The organism is Exiguobacterium sp. s192 (assembly GCF_018618795.1).
GTDB classification, from domain to species: Bacteria; Bacillota; Bacilli; order Exiguobacteriales; family Exiguobacteriaceae; genus Exiguobacterium_A; species Exiguobacterium_A undae.
In genome coordinates this window covers 370124-394101 of record NZ_JACSMS010000002.1, presented here as the reverse complement: position 1 = coordinate 394101, position 23978 = coordinate 370124, and the positions used below count along the sequence as shown (strand labels likewise).

The 23978-nt window shown below is 50.1% G+C and carries 20 protein-coding genes; 4 read left to right on the top strand and 16 right to left on the bottom strand.

Annotation, left to right across the window (positions count from 1 at the left end; all coding sequences use genetic code 11):
- Positions 1–23 precede the first annotated feature (23 nt).
- The 14 genes from nrdG to KNP87_RS06850 form a co-directional block, all read right to left on the bottom strand.
- Positions 24–482, bottom strand: a complete 459-nt coding sequence (gene nrdG / locus KNP87_RS06915; RefSeq protein WP_119922562.1) for an anaerobic ribonucleoside-triphosphate reductase activating protein — start codon at positions 480–482, stop codon at positions 24–26.
- On the bottom strand, positions 457–2298 hold the full coding sequence (locus KNP87_RS06910) for an anaerobic ribonucleoside triphosphate reductase (RefSeq protein WP_214721203.1): 1842 nt from the start codon (positions 2296–2298) through the stop codon (positions 457–459). The genes nrdG and KNP87_RS06910 overlap by 26 nt, the downstream gene beginning before the upstream one ends.
- 275 nt (positions 2299–2573) lie before the next feature.
- The gene (locus KNP87_RS06905; protein ID WP_026833427.1) at positions 2574–4613 is read right to left on the bottom strand and encodes an ATP-binding protein; all 2040 of its coding nucleotides are present in this window, start codon (positions 4611–4613) and stop codon (positions 2574–2576) included.
- A 118-nt stretch (positions 4614–4731) separates the two neighbouring features.
- Positions 4732–5259: an AAA family ATPase gene (locus KNP87_RS06900; protein ID WP_214721202.1), complete on the bottom strand. Its 528-nt coding sequence runs from the start codon at positions 5257–5259 to the stop codon at positions 4732–4734.
- Between the two features lie 37 nt (positions 5260–5296).
- Positions 5297–5977, bottom strand: a complete 681-nt coding sequence (locus KNP87_RS06895; RefSeq protein WP_026833429.1) for an LrgB family protein — start codon at positions 5975–5977, stop codon at positions 5297–5299.
- Positions 5970–6359, bottom strand: coding sequence for a CidA/LrgA family protein (locus KNP87_RS06890; RefSeq protein WP_035387643.1), 390 nt, complete (start codon positions 6357–6359; stop codon positions 5970–5972). Before KNP87_RS06890 ends, KNP87_RS06895 begins: the two co-directional genes overlap by 8 nt.
- A 174-nt stretch (positions 6360–6533) precedes the next feature.
- Entirely contained in the window at positions 6534–8357 is a 1824-nt protein-coding gene (gene mutL, locus KNP87_RS06885; protein WP_214721201.1) for a DNA mismatch repair endonuclease MutL, read from the bottom strand.
- A 13-nt stretch (positions 8358–8370) separates the two neighbouring features.
- Entirely contained in the window at positions 8371–10902 is a 2532-nt protein-coding gene (gene mutS / locus KNP87_RS06880; protein WP_214721200.1) for a DNA mismatch repair protein MutS, read from the bottom strand.
- A 112-nt stretch (positions 10903–11014) separates the two neighbouring features.
- Positions 11015–11452, bottom strand: coding sequence for a YlbF/YmcA family competence regulator (locus KNP87_RS06875; RefSeq protein ID WP_026828786.1), 438 nt, complete (start codon positions 11450–11452; stop codon positions 11015–11017).
- 115 nt (positions 11453–11567) lie between these two features.
- A complete protein-coding gene (locus tag KNP87_RS06870; RefSeq protein ID WP_214721199.1) occupies positions 11568–12389 on the bottom strand; it encodes a DNA-3-methyladenine glycosylase family protein in 822 nt (273 codons plus the stop codon).
- Between the two features lie 11 nt (positions 12390–12400).
- Positions 12401–13672, bottom strand: coding sequence for a DUF445 domain-containing protein (locus KNP87_RS06865; RefSeq protein WP_028106666.1), 1272 nt, complete (start codon positions 13670–13672; stop codon positions 12401–12403).
- Between the two features lie 115 nt (positions 13673–13787).
- Positions 13788–14075, bottom strand: coding sequence for a hypothetical protein (locus tag KNP87_RS06860; protein ID WP_026833435.1), 288 nt, complete (start codon positions 14073–14075; stop codon positions 13788–13790).
- A gap of 127 nt (positions 14076–14202) precedes the next feature.
- The gene (locus KNP87_RS06855) at positions 14203–15660 is read right to left on the bottom strand and encodes a phytoene desaturase family protein (RefSeq protein WP_214721198.1); all 1458 of its coding nucleotides are present in this window, start codon (positions 15658–15660) and stop codon (positions 14203–14205) included.
- Positions 15657–17294 carry a DUF3153 domain-containing protein gene (locus KNP87_RS06850; RefSeq protein WP_214721197.1) on the bottom strand — a complete coding sequence of 546 codons (1638 nt, stop codon included), beginning with the start codon at positions 17292–17294 and terminating at the stop codon, positions 15657–15659. The genes KNP87_RS06855 and KNP87_RS06850 overlap by 4 nt, the downstream gene beginning before the upstream one ends.
- Before the next feature lie 428 nt (positions 17295–17722).
- Here KNP87_RS06850 and KNP87_RS06845 point away from each other — a divergent pair, with 428 nt between their 5' ends.
- Genes KNP87_RS06845 through KNP87_RS06830 form a run of 4 tightly spaced genes read left to right on the top strand, consistent with a single transcriptional unit; the run spans position 17723 to position 21554 of the window.
- Positions 17723–18721, top strand: coding sequence for a siderophore ABC transporter substrate-binding protein (locus tag KNP87_RS06845; protein WP_214721196.1), 999 nt, complete (start codon positions 17723–17725; stop codon positions 18719–18721).
- Positions 18722–19741 (top strand): ABC transporter permease, encoded by a 1020-nt coding sequence (locus KNP87_RS06840; RefSeq protein ID WP_214721195.1) that lies wholly within the window; start codon positions 18722–18724, stop codon positions 19739–19741.
- Positions 19742–19749: 8 nt separating this feature from the next.
- The gene (locus KNP87_RS06835) at positions 19750–20805 is read left to right on the top strand and encodes an iron chelate uptake ABC transporter family permease subunit (RefSeq protein WP_251135493.1); all 1056 of its coding nucleotides are present in this window, start codon (positions 19750–19752) and stop codon (positions 20803–20805) included.
- The gene (locus tag KNP87_RS06830; RefSeq protein ID WP_214721193.1) at positions 20802–21554 is read left to right on the top strand and encodes an iron ABC transporter ATP-binding protein; all 753 of its coding nucleotides are present in this window, start codon (positions 20802–20804) and stop codon (positions 21552–21554) included. Before KNP87_RS06835 ends, KNP87_RS06830 begins: the two co-directional genes overlap by 4 nt.
- An 82-nt stretch (positions 21555–21636) precedes the next feature.
- Here the strand turns inward: KNP87_RS06830 and KNP87_RS06825 are convergent, their stop codons facing one another.
- Both KNP87_RS06825 and tdh read right to left on the bottom strand, forming a co-directional pair.
- Positions 21637–22809, bottom strand: coding sequence for a glycine C-acetyltransferase (locus KNP87_RS06825; protein WP_026833442.1), 1173 nt, complete (start codon positions 22807–22809; stop codon positions 21637–21639).
- On the bottom strand, positions 22809–23897 hold the full coding sequence (tdh, locus tag KNP87_RS06820) for an L-threonine 3-dehydrogenase (RefSeq protein ID WP_035414191.1): 1089 nt from the start codon (positions 23895–23897) through the stop codon (positions 22809–22811). The genes KNP87_RS06825 and tdh overlap by 1 nt, the downstream gene beginning before the upstream one ends.
- Positions 23898–23978 lie beyond the last annotated feature (81 nt).

The window sequence follows — 23978 nt, the reverse complement described above, 5'->3', positions numbered from 1 at the left end:
GACAGAGGAAACGGTCTATTTTTTTACGACAGATAGTTTTTCAACGCATCGGCTTTCAAGATGCGTTGATTCGTGCTTCCCCGGATCCGTAAGGAATGATCCGGGAGCGTCTGAACGTACCGCCCGTCAATCAGACAATCGATGCGGGCTAACACCCATCTCGCCTGCTCGTCCCGCATCAACTGTTCCAACGTATACCCCGTAAAGAGATAGATGTCGTAACCCGCCAAGGCGGCGACCAATTCCACCAAGGCAGCCGGTTGGAAAAACGGCTCTCCGCCGGAAATCGTAATCCGGCGTGAACCGATCTGCTCAATCTGTTGAATCACTTGATCAACGGTGTAGTAATGTCCGCCGTCACTCGCCCATGACTCCGGATTGTGACAGCCGGCACACTGGTGGGGACAACCGGCAAAAAAGATTACAGTCCGCAAGCCCGGACCATCAACGACCGAGTCAGCGAGAATCTGGAGCAGTCGCATGTCGCACCCGATCCTGTTCTTCCGCCCGCTTCGCATCGTTCCACCGGTCCATCGTTCCGACCAGGTAGCCGGTAATCCGGCGAATCCGTTCGATGTCCTGTCCCCCACAGACCGGACAAGCCTGCTCCATCGTTTGTTCCGTCCGACACGATAAACACCGGTCGATCGGATGATTGATGGATCCATATCCGATTCCGGCCTCCGCCATCAAACGGACGATGTCTTCAATCGCTTCAGGATTTTCAGCGAGTGCTCCGTCCGTCTCGACATATGTGATGTGACCGCCGTTACATAAAGCATGAAACGGTGCTTCCAACCGGATTTTTTCACGGATCGTGACCGGTGCCTCGACCGGGAGATGGAACGAGTTTGTATAATATCCTTTGTCGGTCACGCGATGGATGCGTCCAAATTGTTGGACGTCCGCAGCCGTAAACTTGCCCGATAAACCTTCCGCCGGTGTCGCGAGCAAGGAAAAATTCAACCCCGTCTTCTCACCGTATTGATCGACGACCGTCCGCATGGTCTGAATCAAGGCCTGACCGATTCGATGGGCCAGTTCCGACTCGCCGTGGTGTTGACCGGTCAGCACAATCAACGCTTCCGCCAACCCAATGAAACCGACCGACAACGTTCCCTGCCGTAAGACCGGTTCGACACGGTCTGACGCGGCGAGTGTCTGCCCTTCCCGCCATATGTGTTTATACAAAAAGGCGAATTCCTCCGCCGTCCGGTCCGCCTGATACTGATACCGTTCCAGTAATTGCTCACAGATCCGTCCGGTATAGGTCGCGACCGCTTCGAACATCCGGTCGAGACTTTGTGTCGTCAACGCCAAACGAACGAGATTCAGACTCGTAAAGGACAGGTTGCCGCGGCCGATGACCGTATCCGGACCCTGCCGGTTTTCAAGGACACGTGTCCGGCACCCCATATAAGCGACTTCTGCTTCCGGTCCCTCCTGCAACGAACGGTTAAACGGCGCATCGAGGAATGCAAAATTCGGAAACAACCGTTTTCCGGTTACTTCTGCTGCCAGTTGAAACAAATCATAGTTCGGGTCAGCCGGATGCAGCGTGACACCTGCTTTGATCTTAAAAATTTGAATCGGGAAAATCGGCGTTTCGCCTTTCCCGAGTCCGGCTTTGGTGGCGTTCAGCAAGGCCCGGATCAACAGCCGTCCAAACTCGGATGTATCGGTTCCGTAATTGATTGAGATGAACGGGACTTGTCCCCCGCCCCGCGAGTGCATCGAGTTCGTGTTATGAATAAATGCTTCACACGCTTGATAGGTCATTTCATACGTTTCCGACAGCGCATACGCCCGTTTTTGCCGATTCGACCATTTCGGAATCAACGCACGGATTTTCTTAAGTTGCCGTTGGTAGGTTTTCTCGACGAACGGTGCGAGATCGTAATCGAACATCGGATAGGACTGTCCTCCGTGCTGCATGTTTTGATTCGCCTGCATGATGATTGCAGCAAGTGCCAGCGCTGATCGGATGTCTTGCGCCGGACGGATCGTTCCATGTGCCATGTCGAATCCCTCTGTCAACAGGCGACCAAGCGGCAATTGGACACAGGTCGTCGTCCCCGTCACGTAGTAATCCGCATCATGGATATAGATGAGGTTGGCGGCAACGGCTTGTTTGGTCTCATCAGACAGCAACAGCTCCTGCATCATTCGTTTTGCTGCCACACCCGCAATCCGGTTCAGCTTGGCAAGCGGAGATTTTCCGTCTACATTCGCATTTTCCTGGACTTCATCCGCGGACGGATTGCGGACGACCTCCTCGTATAAGGTGCTCAGTTCCATGTTCATCTCTCCCTCGATTTCGTGATGATGGTCTCTTCGCCTACTATAGCGAGCATAATATCTGACCGGCAATCCCTGCATACCTGAAACGATTTGCAAGCAAAACCGTCACTTCGTCACGAAATGTTTCAAGAAATTCGTCCCTATCCCGTCGAGCCGGCTTTTATCCGATTCAAATCCGCTATGAGAAAACTCACTTTCTATCAGACAAGCCAAAAAAGCAGGACCTGACAGACGGTTCTTACTTCCGCCTGTCAGGTCCTGCCTGTTAGTATTCAGTCCATTTCAATCAACGTATCCGACACGCTCGGCAGGAGAACTGTAAAGATTGTCCCTTCGCCTAAAATCGATTCGACGTCAATATTTCCGTCATGTGCCCGAACGATTTCTTTACAAATCGAGAGACCGAGACCGGTTCCGCCGATTTTCCGGCTGTCCGAATTGTCGACCCGGTAAAACTTGCTGAACAAGTGTGGCATCGCACTGCTTGGAATTCCCAAACCGAAGTCCCGGACGCTCAACTCAATCTGATTGTGGTGATGCGTCAAGGAGACAACGACATCGCCGCCATCCGGTGAATATTTGATCGCATTATTTAATAAGTTTCCAATCAGTTGTTTCATGCTGTTTTTATCCGCATTAATCAAGAATTCATGGTTTTCATCCACATCAAGTTGTAAGCGATGTTGCTCCGTCGCTGCCTGATAAAAACGTGTCTGTTCCCTCAAGACATCAATCAGATCAAACACTTCTTTATCATACGACTGTTTGCCGGACTCCATTCGTTGGACATTCAAAAAGTCACTGACCAGATCCGTCAGGCGTTTTGATTCGTCATGAATCGTCTGGAGATACCGTTTATTCCGTTCCGGATCCAGCTCTCGTTTGAGCATCAGTTCGGTGAATCCGTAAATCGACGAGAGTGGTGTCCGCAGTTCATGGGAGACGGTCGACACGAGTTCCGACTTCATCCGGTCGATTTCAGTCTCCGCCGTGACATCACGGAAAACAAGAATCGTTCCTTTCGCCTGTTCACCCTGAGTGATTTCTTCCGCATAAACCTGAATGAAGTATTCTCCCTGGTCAATCGATAACGAGAACATCCCCTCCGGAATCTGGCCGGATAAGACTTCTTCAAAATACGCTTCGAATGCTTCTTTTTGATCCACCTGTTCAAACATCGTCTCGGGTCGCACTTCAAGGAAGGTCATCGAATCATTGTCTTCTTCAATTTGCAAGGATTCGAAGATATCAAATAAGGCTTTGTTTCCGAGAATCGTTTTTTCATCATGTTTGATGTATAAAATCGCTTCCCGGACAGAATTGAGGAGTTGGGCCGTTTCTTTGCGTTCATACTCCATCTGCTCGTACAACGACATCCGCATTAAAGAAATTGCAATCTGTTTCGAGAACGATTCCAGTTCGTTCAATTCTTTTTTATTAAAGGCTTGATCGAATCGTGCCAAGTAGAGACAGGCAATCAACTCTTCTTTCGCCGGATCCATGATGGGAATGACCCCTTCATAGATGTAGTACGGAAAGCCGATCAACGTATCGTTGGCCACTTTTTTTGATGAATTCGCCATCTCTTTTGAAATCATCACCCGTTTGAGCAGCAACGATTCTGTTTTCAGACTTTCCTGTTGTTCCTCCGTCATCTCTTTTGGCACGACTGAAGAAATTTCATTGTTTTTAATGAGCAACAAGGCGCCAAATTCTGTTTTCGTCAAACGTACGATTGTACTGATGACCGAGGAGTAGTCAAACAAACTTTCCTTCGAAGCCAACGTCTCAATCAATTCGTTTCGGTCTTGCAGATGCAGTTCGTTCGAACGTGTCACTTCCAGTGCCCGTTCCAGTTCGTTTTGTTTTTCTTTCAACGTTTCTTGATTTTGTTCCATCAGTTGGTTTTTACTGGACAGTTCCGTATGTTGGGAAGAAATGGACTGTGCCATCTGATAGAAGGATCGTGTTAACTGACCCACTTCGTTTTCGATTAGAATGTCGTGTTCCAGCGAAATCGATTTCCCTTCCGCCAAACGCTGACTTTTGATATTCAATTCGTGTAACTGCATCGTCAACCGGTGGACAAGCGGTCGGACGATAAACAATAAGCATAAAAGAAAAATCAATAAGTTCAAAAACCAAAACCATTGTGTTTGCTGAAGCTGGTCGAGAACCTGTTCTTTTGTCTGACCCGCTGCATTGTCGACATACAGATAACTGACAACAGACGTCACCACACTGAGTGCAAAGACGCTGTAAAAAATCGCCATTAACTGTCTCCCTAATTTTTCTGTCATCCATTGTTTCATATTCATAAAAGCCTCCTACTAAAACTAAAAAAAATAAAGATCTGATACGAAACTTGCCTGCCGCATCACACCTTTATTTCCCTCAATCGTTTGGTTTCAATCCTTCTATTCCCAGTACTTAGACAGGAGGGGACAGCGGAATGTCACACAATAGACCAATTACATCAACGATTTGTTGTTTTGACAAATCATCCGTATCGACATGATGGGAGAAGACAGGGCGTGCCAAGGCGCGCAACCGTTCAGCCGCCTGTCGCCCTCCCCACGATTGTGCGCGCTCAAAACGGCTTCTCAAACGACGCCGGATGGTTGTTGGACTGGCCATCAACGTCACGTGTTTTACCTGATGCCCCTTGTTTCTTAAGGCACTGATGATTTCGTCAAAATAATCCGGATTGGTCAGCGTCATCGGTACGATGATGACGGCTGAAGGCTGGTCCACTTGTTCCAGTAACATCAGATTCAACTGACGCCAAAGCGGTTCATCTTGAAAATCATCTGTCTGCGTCTCGCGCGGGAGTTGCTGTCGCAACAGCTGACCTGTTAATTCAGGATCAAAGAGATGTGATCCTTTGATGCGTTGTTGCAACCCAAGGGCTGCGGTTGTCTTTCCGACACCAAACGTTCCATTAATCCAAATAATCATTGTCCGGATGTACCACCTTTTTTGGAAGTATCTTCCTTCAATATACCATTTGAATAATCCACGGTGCAAGGACACTGGCTAGGATAGCCGTCAACACCATCGTCAGCAGACCAACCGCCCCTTCACGCTGATCGAGACTCATCGATTTCGTCGCCCCCATGACATGGGCAATCGAGGCCAAACCGACGCCGCGGCTGACGAAATGCCGAATCTTCAGACCGGTCATCAGTCGTGGACCGACAATCGAACCAACAAGCCCTGTCACGAGAACAAATGTCGCCGTCAAGGCGAGTGTTCCGCCGGACCGTTCCGAAATCGCCAGGGCGACAGGTAACGTGACCGACTTCGGCAACAAGGCCAGATTCGTCGTCCGTTCAAGATGCAACAGCAGTCCGAGCATTAAATCCGACGTCAACGCAATCAGCGTTCCGATGCCGACACCAAGCAAGATCTCCGGGATGAAACGACGGACGTGATGACGGACATGGTAAAGCGGAATCGCGAATGCCGTAATCGCCGGACCCAACATCTTCGATAAATACTGTCCACCTGACATGTAAACAGCATGTGATGTCCCACTCAGCGCTAAGATGACAATGACGGCAGCCGTCACCGTCAAAATCGGCAACATCCAGATAAACGGATATTTCTGATACAACCAGAAGGCTCCGGCAAACAGCAGAATCGTCAACATGAACCAAAGCAGTGCTTCACTCATGAACGGTCGCCTCCTCTTTCCGGCGTGCCAGACGGTCGACGATGTACGCCGATCCGGTCAAGGTCAGCAAACTGCTGATGACCAGAATCACAAGTACCTGCAGCCCCGATTGACGCATGAAGTCCGTATAGTCCATGATGCCGGATAACGCCGGGACAAAAAACAGCGGCATGACCAGCAATAAGAGTTTTCCCCCACGCTCCACATGTTCGATTTGCAACAGACGGCTCTTTAATGCCAGATACAATAAAATCAATCCGATGATGTTTCCCGGTAACGGCAACTGGAAGGTCAGACTGATCCAGTCGCCGATCATGGCAAAACATGAAATCAGGACGATTTGTAAGATCACGGTCACACCAAGTAAAGTTTTTGAACGCATAATGATTTCCCCTTGTTTAACGTATTCGGGATTCATTATCCGCCTCACTTTGTGAACAATCAATGAAATAAGCTAGATTTGTTGAAGTAACCGTTCTCACAGATCGAGAACCGTTTTTCTGTCACAATACAGAGAAAAACAAACCCATCTGTTCAAAAACAGATGGGTCCTTCTTTACATGACACGCTTAAACAGTTTTTCCAGCTCATAATTCGTCCATTCGATGATGACCGGTCGACCGTGTGGGCAGGTGAACGGCATCTCGGTTTTCGCAAGATCGGCAATCAATTGGCGCATCATCTCGTGATTAAGAGGATGATTCGCTTTAATCGATTTTTTACATGCCATCATGATGGCGGCGTCCTCGCGGTAACTTTCGAGATCCACCTTCCGTTTCATCAAGGCTTCATCCATCAATTCCTGAATCGTCTCCTCTTGACGGTGGGACGGAAACCATGTCGGAACTTCACGGACGATGAAACTTTGTGGACCAAACGGCTCCAGTTCGATCCCGACGTCACGCAACAACGGCAGGACTTCATCCATCCGTCGCATGTCATCGCTTGCGATCTCAAACGTATACGGCAACAACAGTTGCTGCCGTTGTTCGAGCGGGCGGCCGAACATGACTTTATACGTCTCATATTTAATCCGTTCCTGGGCGGCGTGTTGATCAATCAAATACATACCATCCGCTCCGGCACAAACGATATACGAAGAATGGAGCTGCCCGATGACATCGAGATGCGGAAACTTCGGACCGGTCGCGACCGGCTCGTCAACTTGTTCCGGTTGTGGCTGTGCTTGCGGCTCGATGGATGGCTCCAACGCCTCCATTCGGCTAGGTGCCACCGTCCGGTCATCCCCCGCCTCCGTTCGTTTCGGAATTGGATAATTCCAAACCGACCGTGATGACAGTTCCTCAACCGGTTCCGCCACGTAAGAAAAATCTAACTTTTCCTGCGCGCTCGGATCTTTTTTCGGTTTCGGCGGAATCACTTTCGGAATCAACGTCTGGCGGCTGAGTGTCAACCGAATCGTTTCTTGAATCAGTTGACCCAATTCTGCTTCTTTTGACAGGCGGACTTCCCGCTTCGCCGGATGGACGTTGACATCTATCAACAAGGGATCCATCGTCACTTCAATTACAGCAATCGGAAAACGACCGATCGGCAACAGTGTATGATATCCATTTAAGACTGCTTGCGTCAGCGCGAAGTTTTTGACCGAACGTCCGTTTAGAATCAGTGTAATGTAATTCTTCGAAGCGCGTGTCACTTCCGGTTTAACGAGATGACATGTCAGCTGGTAATCCGCTGTCGCTCCGGTCGCGACGAGTGTCCCTTGAATCGTCTGATGTCCGTAGACGCTGGCCAGTGCCTGCCGGACGTCTCCGGATCCGTTGGTCTGAATCAACACTTTTCCTTCATGGACGGCATACAATTTGACGTCCGGATGGGCAAAGGCGACCCGGTTCAGGATATCCGTGATGGCTGCCAGTTCCGTATGCGTCGTCTTGAGGTACTTCAGTCGGGCCGGTGTATTAAAGAACAATTGCTCGACCGTCAATTCCGTTCCTCGGTTCATCGCAATCACCGAACGCTCCGTTAATGTCCCGTAATCAAGTGTCAGCTGAACCCCTTCCTGGTCTTCCCGCTTCGTCTTGAGCGTCACTTTACTGACGGACGCAATCGACGCCAAGGCCTCTCCCCGGAAACCAAGTGTCTTGATCCGGAACAAATCGTGTTCGTCCTTGATTTTACTTGTCGCATGACGGACGAAGGCTAGTTCGGCATCCTCCGGATAAAAGCCGTGACCGTTGTCACGGATTGTCATTCGTTTCATGCCCGCTTCTTCCAGTTCGACATCAATTTGCGTTGCACCCGCATCGAGTGCATTTTCGACCAATTCCTTGACGACCGAAGCGGGGCGTTCGACGACCTCACCTGCTGCAATCCGGTTCGCTAATGAATCCGATAGTTCCCGAATGATTCCCATGTGTTACGCCTCCTTACTTTCTTGCTTCTGCCTGCAGACGATACAACGTATTTAATGCTTCAAGCGGTGTCATGTTAATCAGATCAAGCGTCTGAATCGTTTCCCGCATCGGATCGGGCTCGGCAAAGAGACTCAGTTGATCGACGGGTTCTGCTTGAACAACCGGTTGTTTTGGTGACTCAGGCGTTTGTTTTTCCGTCTGTTCAAATTCAGACAACAATACTTCCGCCCGGTCAATCAAGGAATCCGGTAGATCCGCTAACCGCGCGACATGAATCCCGTAAGATTGATCGGCTTTTCCGTCGCGGACTTCATGCAGGAAGACGACTCGTCCATCCTGCTCGACCGCCCGGACATGGACGTTCGCGAGCCGCGGCATCGATTCCTCAAGAACGGTCAGCTCATGATAGTGCGTCGAGAACAATGTTTTCGCTCCGACGTGGTCGGCGATATGTTCGACGATGGCTTGTGCGAGCGCCATTCCGTCATATGTCGATGTTCCGCGACCAATCTCATCGAGCAGAATCAACGATTGGTTCGTTGCCCGGGTCAAGGCTTCTTGTGTCTCGACCATCTCGACCATGAACGTCGATTGTCCGCTGACCAAGTCGTCAGCTGCTCCGATCCGCGTAAAGATTTGATCAAAGACCGGCAATTCGGCCCGGCTTGCCGGTACAAACGATCCAATCTGATGCAGCAAGGCAATCAAGGCGAATTGACGCATGTACGTCGATTTACCGGACATATTCGGTCCCGTGATCAACAGCATTTCCCGTTCCTCATGCAAGGCGATGCCGTTTGCGACATATTCTCCGCGCGGCAGGACCGTCTCGATGACCGGGTGACGTCCGTTCTCGATGGTCACGTTTCGTCCTGTAATCGTTAATGGTCGGACATAGTCATGACGTTCCGCGATTTCTGCCAAGGCGACGAGGACATCCAGTTCCGCAATCCGTCGACTGACCCGTTGCAGGCTTTCAATCTGTGTTTTGACTTGATCCCGGACTTGGCAGAACAGTTCGTATTCGAGGGTAATGCTTTTCTCTTCCGCCCCGAGAATCAGCGCTTCCTTCTCTTTCAGTTCCGGCGTGACATACCGCTCAGCGTTCGCAAGCGTTTGTTTACGTTCATACCGTCCTTCCGGCAACAGTTTGGCGTTGGCTCGCGAGACTTCGATATAATACCCGAATACCCGGTTATAACCGATCTTCAGCGTCTTGATCCCGGTCGCCTGACGTTCACTTGCTTCAAGTGTCGCAAGCCATGTCTTTCCGTCTTTCGACGCCATGAGCAGTTTATCCAGTGCCGGGTCGAAGCCCGGTTGGATCATCCCGCCTTCTTTCGTCGAGATCGGCGGGGCTTCGACAAAAGCACGGTCCAGCAAGTCGGTCAGTTCCTCATGGGGATCGAGCCCGAGTGCCAGTTGTCCCAAGCGGTCGCTCAACAGTTCTTCAAGCGCGGCTTGAATACGCGGAATCAAGCGGAGCGTCGATTTCAATTGGACGAGATCACGGGCAGAAGCTGTACCGTATCCGACTTTCGCAACCAATCGTTCCAAATCGTATACTTCCCGTAGCGTATCCTTCAGCTGTTGCCGCTCAAAATAATGCGCCAACAATTCTTCGACAGCGTCGAGCCGTTCTGTAATCGTCCGTTCCGACAGCAATGGTTTTTCGAGCCAGCGTTTCAGCATCCGTCCGCCCATCGCCGTTCCGGTCACATCCAACAGACCGAGCAATGATCCTTTTTTATCGCCGGTCCGAGCAGAACGGACCAGTTCCAAATTCTTGACGGTATTCGGCTCCAGTTGCATGAAATCGGCTGCTTCATAGACCAGTGCCGGCTGCAAATGCGCCAGCGACCGTTTTTGCGTATCATGCATATATGCGTACAACACAGCAAAAGCGTCTGCTTGTGCCGCATCGATTGCCCGGTCACCGTGCGGATGACTTTCCCGGCGTGTACTTTCCGTCAGCGGAATCTGCAGATGACTGAGTGCTGCTTCATGTTCACGCGTCGTGATAATGATTTCGCGCGGTAAGATGATACTCAATTCCTTGGCGACAGCCTCGATTGTCGCAACACTCGTCAAGGCACTTTCTCCGGTCGAGACATCACCGCGGGCGATACCGAATCGTCCGTCCTGTTCGACGACTGCAACGAGATAGCGGTTTTCTTTTTCCGTCAACGACGACATCAAGGTCCCGGGCGTGATGACTTGGACGACTTCACGTTTGACGAGTCCTTTCGTCAACTTCGGATCTTCGACCTGATCGCACAAAGCAACTTTATAACCGCGTTCAATCAATTGTTCAATGTAGCCGTTTGCCGCATGGTGCGGCACACCGCACATCGGAATCGGGTGTTCGGCATTCTTGCCGTTTTTTGCCGTCAGTGTCAATTCCAGTTCATGTGCCACTTGTTTGGCATCCTCAAAAAATAACTCATAAAAATCACCCAGACGATAAAACAAAAAGGCATCGGGATAATCCGCCTTAATGGAAAAATATTGTTTCATCATCGGTGTGTTGTGGACTGCTTCCATGATTTTCACCTCATTCGCGTAAAAAGCCGACGGGAATCCGTCGGCTTTTCCAATTCAGTTCATTGATTAATAGCCGCAACCGCCGCTTTTATTTTCTGCTTCAGTTCATTGATTAATAGCCGCAACCGCCGCTTTTATTTTCTGCTTCCATGCCACTGCCTGTTTTCCCCGCCAGCACATCACCGTCTGTTGCTTCGATGATTTGATCCGTGATCCCGTTTGAGATCGTCACGGTGACATATTGCAAGAGACCGTTCACTTCTTCCTGTGACTCTTGGAATTGTTGAACGACCGGCATCTCATCGAGTTCTGCGAATAATTTATCCAGTTTTGCTTCGACACGTGCCAATGCTTCCGTCTTGCCGTAATGTTGGCAGTTGACGGCTTCTTTTTGCAAGAACTTGATCTGTTTCATCATCTTTTGGACTTTTTCGTTTCCATTGATGTTGGCTTCAGCGGCTTTGAACCGTTCCACCTCTGACGTCTCAGAAATCATTTTCGCGATTTCGTTTGCCTTTTCGATGATTTGTTCATCTGTATACATAAACATTCGTCCCCTCTATCGGAAGCGGTGATCCCGCTACGCTTATCATGTCTACGAACGATGACTCGTTCTTATCGCATTCATTATACCGTTCTCTTCAAGGGGTGACAAGAATAGTTCCTTATTCAATCGATCGCCACAACAAATAGGCGGCGTGACTCCGGTACGGCGCAAATTCCTCCGCTAACAGGACCGCTTCTTCGACAGTCGGACGACTGCCATGCAACCGTTCAAACGCCCGTAAAATGCCGATGTCGGACGCCGGAAACAAATCTTCCCGTCCATAGCCGAACATCAAAACGTTTTGCACGGTCCATGGACCGACCCCTTTTAAGGCGATCAACGTTTCGGCAATCGCCGCATCCGGCGCCGTCATCAACTGTTCAAAATCAATTGAGGCCCGGGCGGCACCGAGCAGATAATCGACCTTTCTTCCGGACAGTTGAAGTGTTCGAAGTTGCTCCGGTTCAAGGTCTCGTAATGCTTCAGCCGTCGGTGGAAAAATGATGCCGTCCAGCTCCGTTCCAAACGTCCGGCAGACCCGTTCCATCAAGACTTGTGCAAAGGACAGATTGATTTGTTGGTGAATGATGGACCGAATCAAGGCAGTAAAGGGATTAATATCGAGCACAAGCCGTTCGGCCCCAAACGTTGTCACGATTCCGTCAAGTGACGTCCCGGCTAAACCACGACTCGGGTTTGGTGTATCCAGACGAAACCGATGGCGCAACTGGTGCACCATCGGCTGTTGTGGTCCTTCACCGGACAAGAGGATGACGCGACGCCCGTGCGCCTCAATCCGACCGACGAACTTTCCTTCCGGCAACAGAATCGGTACGAGCAGTTGATCGTTCCGTTCGACTTGGATCCGATCGCCCCGCAGTCGTCTCCGGATCCCGTCAAAGTCATAGTCATCCTGTAAAATCAGTTCCTCTTGCCACATGTTATCTCTCCTCATCCTACGAATAGTTTGATTCCACCGAGAATCAGCCCGATGAAGAAGCCGCAAATCGCGCCATTGACCCGGATCCATTGCAAGTCGTTCCCGACTTTATCCTCAATCATATGAATCAATGTTTCGGTATCAAACCGATTCAAATTTTCGCGGACCAGTCCACCAATTTTTTGGTGATTTTGATCGACAAACCGGACGAGTTGATCTTTCATCCACCGGTCGCTTTCTTCTTTGAACGTCGGATGCTGATCCCATTCGTCGAGTGCTTGGTTCATCAACGGCAAGGCTCGGTTCTCCCAGAACGAATCAGATGCCAGATACGTCTTCAATTCCTCGACGCCCGCGGTGTACGCGCGGTGCAAGACCGGTTGGAGATCAAAGCGGTCCACTTCGGTTGCTTTCCAGTGGTCGATTTTCGCGAGACGTTCCTCATCCTGAGTCAACTGGGCCAGGTTGCGGCGCAGATGGTCAAGAATCGCCAGACGGTTCGGGTGATGGACCTGCTTCATATCTTGAATCACACTGAGCAGGACCGATTGAATGACGAGACTCAACCGTTCTTCCGAATAGACTTTTTGAACGGTTTTCGCCGTGACCCGTAAAAAGGTATTTTTCTCCTGATCGATCATCGCGTGATAAGCGAGACGACCAATCTGATCGCGAATGACGGGGTCTTCCAGCAAGCGTTGACCATATCCGAGCAACTGGTCAATCGCCAACTCATCGAGACGGCGTTCGTCATTCAACTCCATCAATCGTTCAGCCAAGCGTTTGGACGGATAGGCTTTGACGGTATCGGAAATCCGCTCATCGACGACCTTTAAAATCGCCTCCCGCGGAAGTTTATGCAAAATACCGGTCAACAACTCCGTGACCGTCGAACGAAACGCCGGCAACAGGACGATCGAACGAAGCAATTTGATGAAACGATCGGCAAGCGTCATATGCCGCAACTTTTCGACGATACTTTCTTTATTCAGCAAATCCTTCTCAAGCATCTGAACAATCGACTCGATGACCCGTTCCCGGTTTTTCGGCAACAGGTTTGTATGCGGGATCTTTAATCCGAGCGGATGACGGAACAACGCCGTGATCGCGAACCAATCGGCAATTCCGCCGACAAGACCGGCTTCGAATCCGCTTTGCAGCCAAAAGACCCAATCGTTTTCTTTAAACGGCAACGAGGCAATAAAGCCGACGGCCATAAAAATCAACGACACGGTCGCCAGGCGGCGTGTCGATGACTTCGGTGTTTGTGCATGTTCTTGCAAGATGGTTCCTCCTTCTCGCTGCATTTTTCCTCATACTTGGTATACGTTCAAAGACCGGTACAAGTTTCGACATGAAAGAGTCCCAGCCTCTTCCGGACTGGGACTCGTTATGTAGTTAAAACGTAAATTCCCCAAAATTTTCGCCGTCCCATGTCGCGGTGGCTGTCGAAACGAAATAGACGAGTCCGTTTCCGAATGTATTCTCCATCAAGGAGACGATTTGATGTCCTGCCGTTTGTTCCACAAACGCCAACCGGACTTCTTCTTTCCCTTGGTAAATCCGCTCATAAACGCTTAATCCGCGGGCGTTGATAAATGTGCGAGCGTTCGTGAAAACCAGCGGACCGACTTCCGGTCGCCGTTCTTGAATAAAATGTTGGCACTTGTCCTCAAACTGATTCAATCTCGTTCACTCCTTCTCTCTTTTTCTGCTCATGATTATCTACTTCCCGTCTCGCCTCAATCATAATCCTGTTCTTAAAAAAAAGCGACCATCCGGCCGCTTCTTTCATCATTTCCCAAACTCTCTGTCAGATGCTGACTCCGAACTGACGCGCGACATGAATTGCTGATGTCGTCGCACCGATTGTTCCGGCTCCCGGAAAGACTGTATCCCCGATGATATAAAGACCGGGGATGCCTGTTCGAAACGAAGCCGCCCGGAACAGGCTCGTCGACGGCAGCTGGGGATAACCTCCGACACCGCCGTCCGGACGTGATGTATAGCGGACCCAGGCACCCGGTCCGCCCGGATGCCGTTCGATGGCATGCTCCCGAAATCCGGGAAACTCGTGCTCAAGAATCGTCTCGAACTTGTCTTGCATCGAGGCAATTTGTTGGTCATACCGCTCTTTGTCCTCGCGCGCGAACTGACCAAGCGGAATGTGACAGGACATCGTCAACGTCCGGCATCCTGCCGGGGCCCGGTTCAGATCGCCTGCTTGCGACAAGGAAATGAAGGCATGACCGGACGGAAGGATCGGATCATGAATTTGGCGAAAAGCCTGATCGTCCTGGATGATCGTCTCGGGCAAAGCCGCATAATACGTGAACGTCGCCCACTGGGACAAGGCCGCTTGTCGTTTATACGTCCGACGCAACGTCGGTTGCAAGGAAGGGCCGACCAGCTCTTGCATCGCTTCGATCGGTAAGGCGCCGATGACTTCGTCCGCAAGAAGCAGGCGTCCCCGGCGGTCTTCGAGTAAAAACCCATCCGCCGTTTGACGGACGGAGGTGATTTTCCGTCCAAGCAGGATGGTAGCGCCGTCCTGTTCAGCAGAAGTCTTCAGTCGTTCAGCGACTTGATACAATCCGCCCGGTACATAGTAGGCGCCATCATGATAAATCGACAGCGCAACGGCGCCAAGCAACGCCGAAGCTTCCGTCCCGGTTTGCATGCTGTCGAGTAAAATCCCGTCAATCAGTTGGGCGAACGTTGTCCCGTCAAGCCGATGGTGTCGCAAGAGGTCACCGATCGTCCGCGTCAAGTATCGCATCAGCGGAAGGCTCGACGGCGCTTCTTTCATAATCATCCGGGCGTCGGACAACGTTTTGACCGGCAATGCCGGTAATGCCTCCATCAATGGTCTTACGTGGTGCTGAATCTTATCGATTTCGTCAAAAAATGATTGGATCGCGTCGGCTTTTGGTTTGAACTGCTCTTTTAAATGCGCGATGAAACGGGTCCGATCACGGTAATACAGAATCGTCCGTCCTTCGAGTTTGATCGCCATGACGGTATCGAGTAACTCGACAGGTTGTTCAAGCTGCAGATGACGCAGAACCCGGTCGTGGATGCCACCGGGCTCAAATCCCATGCCAAGTGTCGCTCCGACCGGATAGGTGAAATCCTTCCGGGTGAACTTACCGGCGGAACCGCCCCATTCACGGCTCCCTTCGCACAGCGTCACATCATGCCCTTCTCGTGCCAACAAAGCTGCCGCTGTCACGCCGGCAATCCCACCACCAATGATGACAATCCGCTTCATGAAGATTCCTCCTCCGTGTCCAGATTTTCTTTTTCCGTGACTAAGTATTCTTTAAACAAAAAATTACGGACTTCACGGAAGACCTTCTCCCGACGGTGAATCGTAAAGTGATCGTATTTATAAGATTTCGTTTGGATGTTATCCGTATAGGCATCAAGCGCAAACGAACTTTTCAGCGGAATCAGATTGAAGTCGCCGCCTTTTGCCCCGAATGAATACACAAGGACGTCACGCGGCCACGTCTCGAGCCGGTCCTTCAAATTTTTCATCGCCGCCGAATTTTCCGCCAAATCCTGAATTGCCGGACTGTTTGTATTTGTTCCGAACGGAGCGAGTGTCAAGCCGAGCGTCGCATAATCCGATCCGCTGATTGGTGCGTCGAGCGTCACGAGTTTTCGGACGTTGTACGGAATATCTTCTTTTAACGTGTAGGCGACGACGTCGACTCCCCCCATGCTGTGCCCGATCAGTTGAATGTCGGTAAACGTCGCCTGTTGTTGCCGGTCATATTGTTCGATGGCGGCACTGAGCCATTTCTGCTGATTGACGAGACTCGCTTCATCGTCTTCAAAAACAATCCGCACAAGTGGATACCCGGTCGTCGAAGGGGTGACGCTGCACGCGACTTTTCCGTTGCGTGAGACATCACACCGCCCCCCGTCATCCGCCAATTTCTTGTCGGTGAAGTTTTGGATCATCGGCAAAAACGTCCGTTCCGTCCCGAACAGCCCGTGCACCATGAAGGTCGGTGTAATTTCTCCGACCTGTTTCGTCACAATCTGTTTGGTCGGTGGTGGCGCACTGGACGTCTCATCCGCAAAAATCAACCACGCTGCACCGCCGACGATGAGACAAATGACCAGTGAAAAACCAATCGTCTTGAGCTGTTTTCGTCGTAATTTCCGGACATGATGCACGATCCAGAAAATCAACAATCCGAGACCAATCAACAGAACAACTCCGGTAATGATCCAGCCGGTCGGATTCGGAACATAGGCGATCAGTTGCAGTTGATTAGCTTTTGTCCCGTACAATTTCCATGAGACATTATTATGATTGGCCCAGTCAATTTTTTCGCCATTTTGCAGACCAATCACTTCTGGACCATGTAAATTGATTTCGATATCTGCCTGACGAATATACCGGTCGGCTAACTTCTTCACTTGACCGGTCGGTTGATACCCTTTGATATTCAGCCGGTCGATACTCAAATCAATGTTTGTATCCAAACGATACGTATTAAACCAAAATCCTTTTTCCGTCTTGACCTCATATGTCGTATCCGGTGGAATCAAAATTCCACCGATCCCGGTTTTCCATTCGTCTTTGATGGTCGCTAAATCCTCGAACTTGGCAAATTTCTTTTCCATCTTGATGCCTTCGTAATCATCGTCCGTCTGGAACGTCTCGGCGGCGTAACCATTCTGTTCTGCCTGCTTGACGTACGTCTTCCAATCCGGATTTAAGTTAAGTAACCGCGCCACGGGATGTTCTTTTGCCGCATACGTCGTTTTTAAGGTCACGCTTTGATCCGTATGGACGGTCGCATCGTATTGGATTCGGATACATCCCCCAAGCACCATTGCCATTAAGACGAACGACAGTACAATTAGTTTTTTTCTCATCCTGATCAAACCGTCACACGTCCTTTCTCTCTGTCTTGTTCTTGTCATCTTTTCCCTATCTTACAATTGATTACGCCGGCTAATCAAATTGTCTAAGAAAATGTAACAGTTTGCTTATTCCCCTAAAAATGATTTTTTAATAAATCAAATCATTTTTAATTTGAAAGCAATTTTCCTTTATTAACGCCCTTATAAAGTCACTACAACTAATCACTAACCAGTCTTTTTTTATTTTTATATAGTTTATAGAAATAAAAAAAGTGGATCTTCGTAAAAATAAAATTGTCGTTGCATATTCGAATGGTGTTTGCTATTATTTCCCTTGAAGATGACAATGATAATCATTATCAGTAATACCTGCACTCGGATTCAGACTACATACAGAAACAGATGAATTGAGATGAGGGATTGTCAACAAAAAAAGGAGATGAAGGATAGTGGGAACATTAAAGACATCCGTTATGATGAGTTCGCTTGCCGTTTTACTCGCGGCATGTGGAACTGCAAACGAAGCCAACACGACAGCAGACGGAGAAACAAAAACATCTAAAATGGTAGAAATCACGGATGCGCACGGTACGATCAAAGTACCTGTCAATCCGGAGAAAGTGGTCGCCCTCGATAACCGAACGTTTGAGACGCTTGCCGCATGGGATGTCGAGCTCGCAGCTGCTCCTGTCGGCTTGTTACCGGCTGAATCCCCGTATGTAAAAGACAAAGACATCGTCGACGTCGGGATGCATTTCGAACCCAACTTGGAAGCCATCGCTGGTGTTGATCCGGATGTCGTCATTGTCGGTCAACGTTTTGCCGATTATTATGACGACATCAAGAAGCTAGTGCCGCAAGCAGCTGTCATCGACCTGGATGTCGAGTTGCCTGAGGATTCCGGTACTCCAGGTGAACTGTTAGTCAAGGGACTTGAAGATACGACACAAACGCTTGGTCAAATCTTTGCCAAAGAACAAGAAGCACAACAACTTGTCACGACATTCGAACAGTCGATTGCAGACGTCAAAAAATCATATAACGGAAACGACAGCATCATGTCGGTCATCGTCTCAGGAGGAGATATCGGTTTCTCAGCCCCGATGAGCGGCCGCGTCTTCGGACCGATGTATGACATATTCGGGTGGAAACCGGCTCTCGAGGTCAACAAAAAGTCAGGGAACGATCAAGGAGATGAAGTTTCCGTTGAAGCCATTGCGCAAAGTAATCCGGACTGGTTGTTCGTGTTAGACCGGGATGCGCCGCTTGGTGACGCGGAAGGTGCGGTTCCGGCGGAAGATGTCATTGATCAGGCACCCGCACTTCAAAAAACGACGGCAGTCAAACAAGATCATATTGTGTACACGCCAAAAGACATGTATTTAAATGAATCGATCCAGACCTATTCGGAGTTTTTCCAAAGTGTGTCGGAAGCGCTTGTGAAGTAAATGGAACAAAGACAGCCCCAACAAGTAAATGGAAGAGTTGAGCCGAACGCTCGACCTTCCTTTTCTGCCGTTTGGACCCCGTCGTTTATCATAGCGTTGCTGATCATTTTCCTCCTTGCTGTCACCTCTTTATTTACCGGCGTGTACGAACTAAGCAAACAGGCAAATGATTTTGATATGTTTTGGATTACACGTGTTCCGAGAACCTTAGCGCTCATGCTGACAGGCGCAGCCATGGCGATGGCTGGGCTCGTCATGCAACTCATTACACAAAACCGTCTCGTGGAACCGACGACAACAGGCACCATCGAATGGGCAGGACTTGGTCTTTTGACCGTTTATCTGCTGGTGCCTGCCCCTACGCTCATGATGCGTATGACCGGTGCCATCGTCTTTGCGTTCATCGGAACGATGGTGTTCTTCTGGTTCTTGCGATCGGTTAAATTACGCTCTTCACTGATTGTTCCGATCATCGGTCTTATGCTCGGTGCTGTCATTTCTGCCATCTCGACATTTCTCGGATTGTTTTTCCGGGCAAGTCAAGCACTTGAAGGATGGTTTGTGGGCTCATTTGCGTCGATTCAAGTCGGTCGTTACGAATACTTATGGATTATCATCGGTGTCACCATTTGCATCTTCTTTCTGGCCAACCGGTTGACTGTAGTCGGTCTCGGAGAAGATATCGCCACGAGCCTCGGCATCAATTACAACCGTCTCATGATGGTCGCTACCGGATTAATTGCCTTATCAGTCGGAATCGTCGCAACGGTGATCGGAAATTTGCCGTTTCTTGGTCTGATTGTCCCCAATCTCGTCTCCATGATTCGCGGCGACGATCTTCGAAGTAACTTGCCGTGGGTATGTGTCATCGGGATGGGAACGATCCTCGTCAGTGATTTGATATCGCGGACGATCATCCAACCGTTCGAATTACCCGTTTCACTTATTCTCGGCACGGTTGGTGCGGCTGTCTTCATCATCATTTTATTACGACAACGAACAAGAGGAGGCGTACGATGAGTTCCCTCATGGATCCAACATCTAAAACCTGTACACATGAACTGACGACGTCTCATACACGTGACCGGAACACTTCGGCCTTCCAATCCAAGCAACTCGAACGGCGTTATTGGATCTTGCTTTGTCTTTTTCTCCTGGGTGGACTGTTCTGTTCATTTGGTCTCCTCGTCTACAACAATCCGGTTCCGGTTCAGTCCCCTTCCTTCTGGCCGGTCGTCGAACGCCGGATCACAGCGATTGTGACGATGGCCATCGCGGCGCTTTGTCAAAGTCTCGCTACCGTCGCTTTTCACTCGGTGACGAATAACCGAATCATCACCCCGTCACTCCTTGGATTCGACGCACTGTATGCAACGATCCAAACGTCGATGATTTTCTTCTTCGGTGCCGGTGCATTGATTGGTTTCACAGGGACAGGAGCCTTCTTCACACAAGTCATCCTCATGTTAGGCATGAGTTTACTGTTGTACGGTTGGCTGTTATCCGGAAAATACGCGAATTTGCAGCTCATGCTCTTAATCGGCATCATCATGGGCACCGGACTCAATTCGCTTTCGACGTTCATGCGACGGATGCTTGCGCCATCTGAGTTCGACATCCTGCAAGCCCGACTGTTTGGTTCTGTGACGAATGCGGATGCGGCTTATTTCCCGATCGTGATTCCCATCGTCATCGTCGTCAGCATCCTGTTGTTCTTGTCGGCTAATCGCCTCAATGTCATCGCACTCGGAAAGGATGTCGCTACATCGTTCGGCGTGAATCACCGCCGCAGCGTCATCTATGTCCTCATTCTCATTTCTCTGCTCATGTCCATGTCGACGGCATTGATCGGACCGTTGACGTTTTTCGGATTTTTAGTCGCAACACTGAGTTATCAGGTCGCTTCAACATACGATCATAAGTATGTCCTGCCGATGGCGTTTTCCATTGGTTTTCTCGTTCTGACAAGCGCCTATTTCTTCATGTATCATATTTTCAATGCACCGAGCGTGGTCTCCGTCATCATCGAACTGTTTGGCGGTGTGATTTTCCTCGCGGTGTTATTAAGGAAGAGGTCCCTATGATTAAATTAGATCAAGTCAAGAAATCATACAGCGATCATGTTCAAATCGGTCCTATCCAGCTCGAGCTGCCAAAAGCCGGTCTCACTGCGCTCATCGGACCAAACGGCGCGGGTAAATCGACGACACTGATGATGATTGGTCGTCTGTTGCATCTCGACGAAGGGCACATCCAGGTCGCAGGTCTGGATGTATCGAGCACGAAGTCCAAGGATTTGGCAAAAATCATTACGATTCTGCGTCAAGAAAATCATTTTGTAACCCGGTTGACCGTCCGTCAATTGGTCGGATTCGGCCGCTTCCCTTACTCCAAAGGGCGACTGACACCGGAAGACGAAGCCATCACTTCAAAGTACATCGATTTTCTCGATTTGACACCGCTCGAGCATCGTTATCTCGATGAGCTTTCCGGCGGTCAGCGACAACGTGCCTACGTTGCGATGGTGCTTTGTCAGGAAACGGAATATGTTTTACTTGATGAACCGCTCAATAACCTCGACATCGCCCGATCCGTCCAAATGATGGGCTACCTTCGTCATGTCGCGGATGTATTCGGACGGACAATCGTCACAGTTTTACATGATATCAATTTTGCAGCTAAATACTCGGACCACATCTGTGCCATGAAAGACGGACAAATCGCTGCTTTTGGTACGGTCAAAGAAATCATGGTCGCCGAAACGCTTTCGGATATCTTCGAGACCCCGCTGGAAATCATCGACGGACCCTATGGACCGATTGCTGTATATTAATCGAACGCCATGAGTGAAAAACATTAAAAAGGGACGGCGCATCGGAAGATGTGCCGTCCCTTTTATCGTTTCGTCCCTATTGTTAAATCAATTTCAATTCTTGACCCACTTGTTTAAACGCTTCGAGCGCTTGCTCCAAGTCTTCTCGTGTATGTTCCGCTGTGACGATGGTCCGGACACGTGCTTTGCCTTTGGCAACAGTCGGGAAGGCAATCCCTTGTGCAAAGACACCGTGTTGACGCAAACGGTCTGACAGCTGATGGCATAACGCTTCGTCGCCGACGATGACGGGTGTGATCGGTGTCGTTGACGTGCCGATATCAAACCCGAGTTCCCGTAATCCGTGTTTGAAGAACTCCGTGTTTTCCCACAGGCGGTCAAACAGTTCCCCTTCTTCTTCCATGACGCGGAGTGCTTCCCGGTTCGCTTCGACGACTGCCGGCGGATGCGACGTCGAGAATAAGAATGGACGACCTTTATGGATCAGATAGTCTTTAACGTGTTGTTCACACGCGACATATCCGCCGAGGACACCAATCGCTTTTGATAACGTCCCGACTTGCAACGCAACCCGTCCATCGAGTCCAAAATGATTGACGGTTCCGCGGCCGCTTTTTCCGAGTACACCTGATGCATGGGCATCATCGACCATGACGAGGGCATCGTATTTTTCAGCCAATTCAACGATTTCCGGAAGTGGTGCAATGTTTCCGTCCATCGAGAAGACGCCGTCCGTTACGACGAGACGTGTCCGCGCGTCCTGTGTTTCTTGCAAGGCAGCTTCCAAGTCCGCGAGATCCACATGGTTGTAAATACGACGTTTGGCTTTCGTCAGACGAATCCCGTCGATGATCGAGGCGTGATTCAGCGCATCGGAAATGACGACGTCCTCCGGTCCGAGTAAAGCGGATAGTACGCCGAGGTTCGTTGCGAAGCCCGACTGGAAGACAAGTGCTGCTTCCGTATGTTTAAACGTCGCCAGTTCTCGTTCGAAGGCTTGGTGCATCTCGAGTGTTCCGGCAATTGTCCGGACCGAACCGGTTCCCGCACCAAATTCGAGTGCCGCGTCGGCTGCCCGTTTCGCGAGACGCGGGTGCGCTGCGAGTCCAAGATAGTTGTTCGACGATAATTGAATTAGTTCTTTTCCGTCAACCGTCACCCGGTTGTGCTGGGCACTTTCAAGCGCCACGAGTTCGCGGAACGTTCCCGCTTGTTTCATCTCTTCCAATTCTGTCCGTAAATGCTCAAAACCCATCAATTCGTCCCCCTTGGTTGTAGTACGACCTTTCCACATTTCCCTTGTCGCATCAATTCGAATCCTTCTTCAAACCGTTCAAGTGGCAACGTGTGCGTGATCAACGGCTTCACATCAACTTTTCCGCTCGACAAGAAGGCGGATACCTGACTCCATGTCTCATACATCTTCCGTCCGGTAATCCCCTGAACGCGGACTCCTTTAAAGACGACATGGTTCGTCAAATCGATTTCGACCGGTTTGACCGGCAGACTCAAGATATTGACATCCCCGCCTGCCGTCACCATCTCAAATGCTTGACCGATGGCGACCGGATGACCGCTCATTTCGCAGACGACATCAATGCCGTCGCCGTCAGTCATCATCCGGACGCGTTCAAGAACATCTTCATGACGAGAGTCGATGACGACATCCGCGCCCATCGTCTTCGCGAGTTCGAGCCGGTATGGATTGACATCAATCGCCACCACTTCTGCCGCCCCTGCCGCTTTCGCGACGGATACGGCCATCAATCCGATTGGACCGCAACCGACGATTGCCACCGTCTTGGCACTGACGTCACTGGCAAGGACCGTATGAACGGCATTTCCCATCGGCTCTTGAATCGACGCGATGCCGGCCGGCATATCTTCCGGATTGACCCAGAGGTTTTCTTCCGGCATGACCACATATTCGGCGAAACAGCCTTGTGTATCGACGCCGATGATTTTTGTATTTTTACAGATATGGTATTGTCCCCGCAGACATTGTTTACATTGGTGACAAACGATATGTGTTTCCGCGGAGACACGATCGCCGAGCTTCAGACGTTTTGTCCCTTCACCCAGTTCGACGACTTCACCTGAAAACTCATGACCAAAAACATACGGTGGATTGACGCGTGACGCCGCCCAGGCATCCCATTCATAGATATGGACGTCTGTCCCGCAAATCGACGTCGCCTCGACACGAATCAACACTTCGCCCCGATTTGGTGTTGGGACGGCTACTTCTTTTAAGACCGCACCAAATCCACGTTCTTCCTTGACGAGCGCCCGCATCGTCTTTACTTTTGTCGTATCCTCTACAGCTGTCACTAATTTTGTCATGTCTCCCCGACTCCTTCATGGGTCTTACCTGTTTCTCTAATCGGTAATGACCAAGTGTTGAGCATCCCCAAATCATCAAAC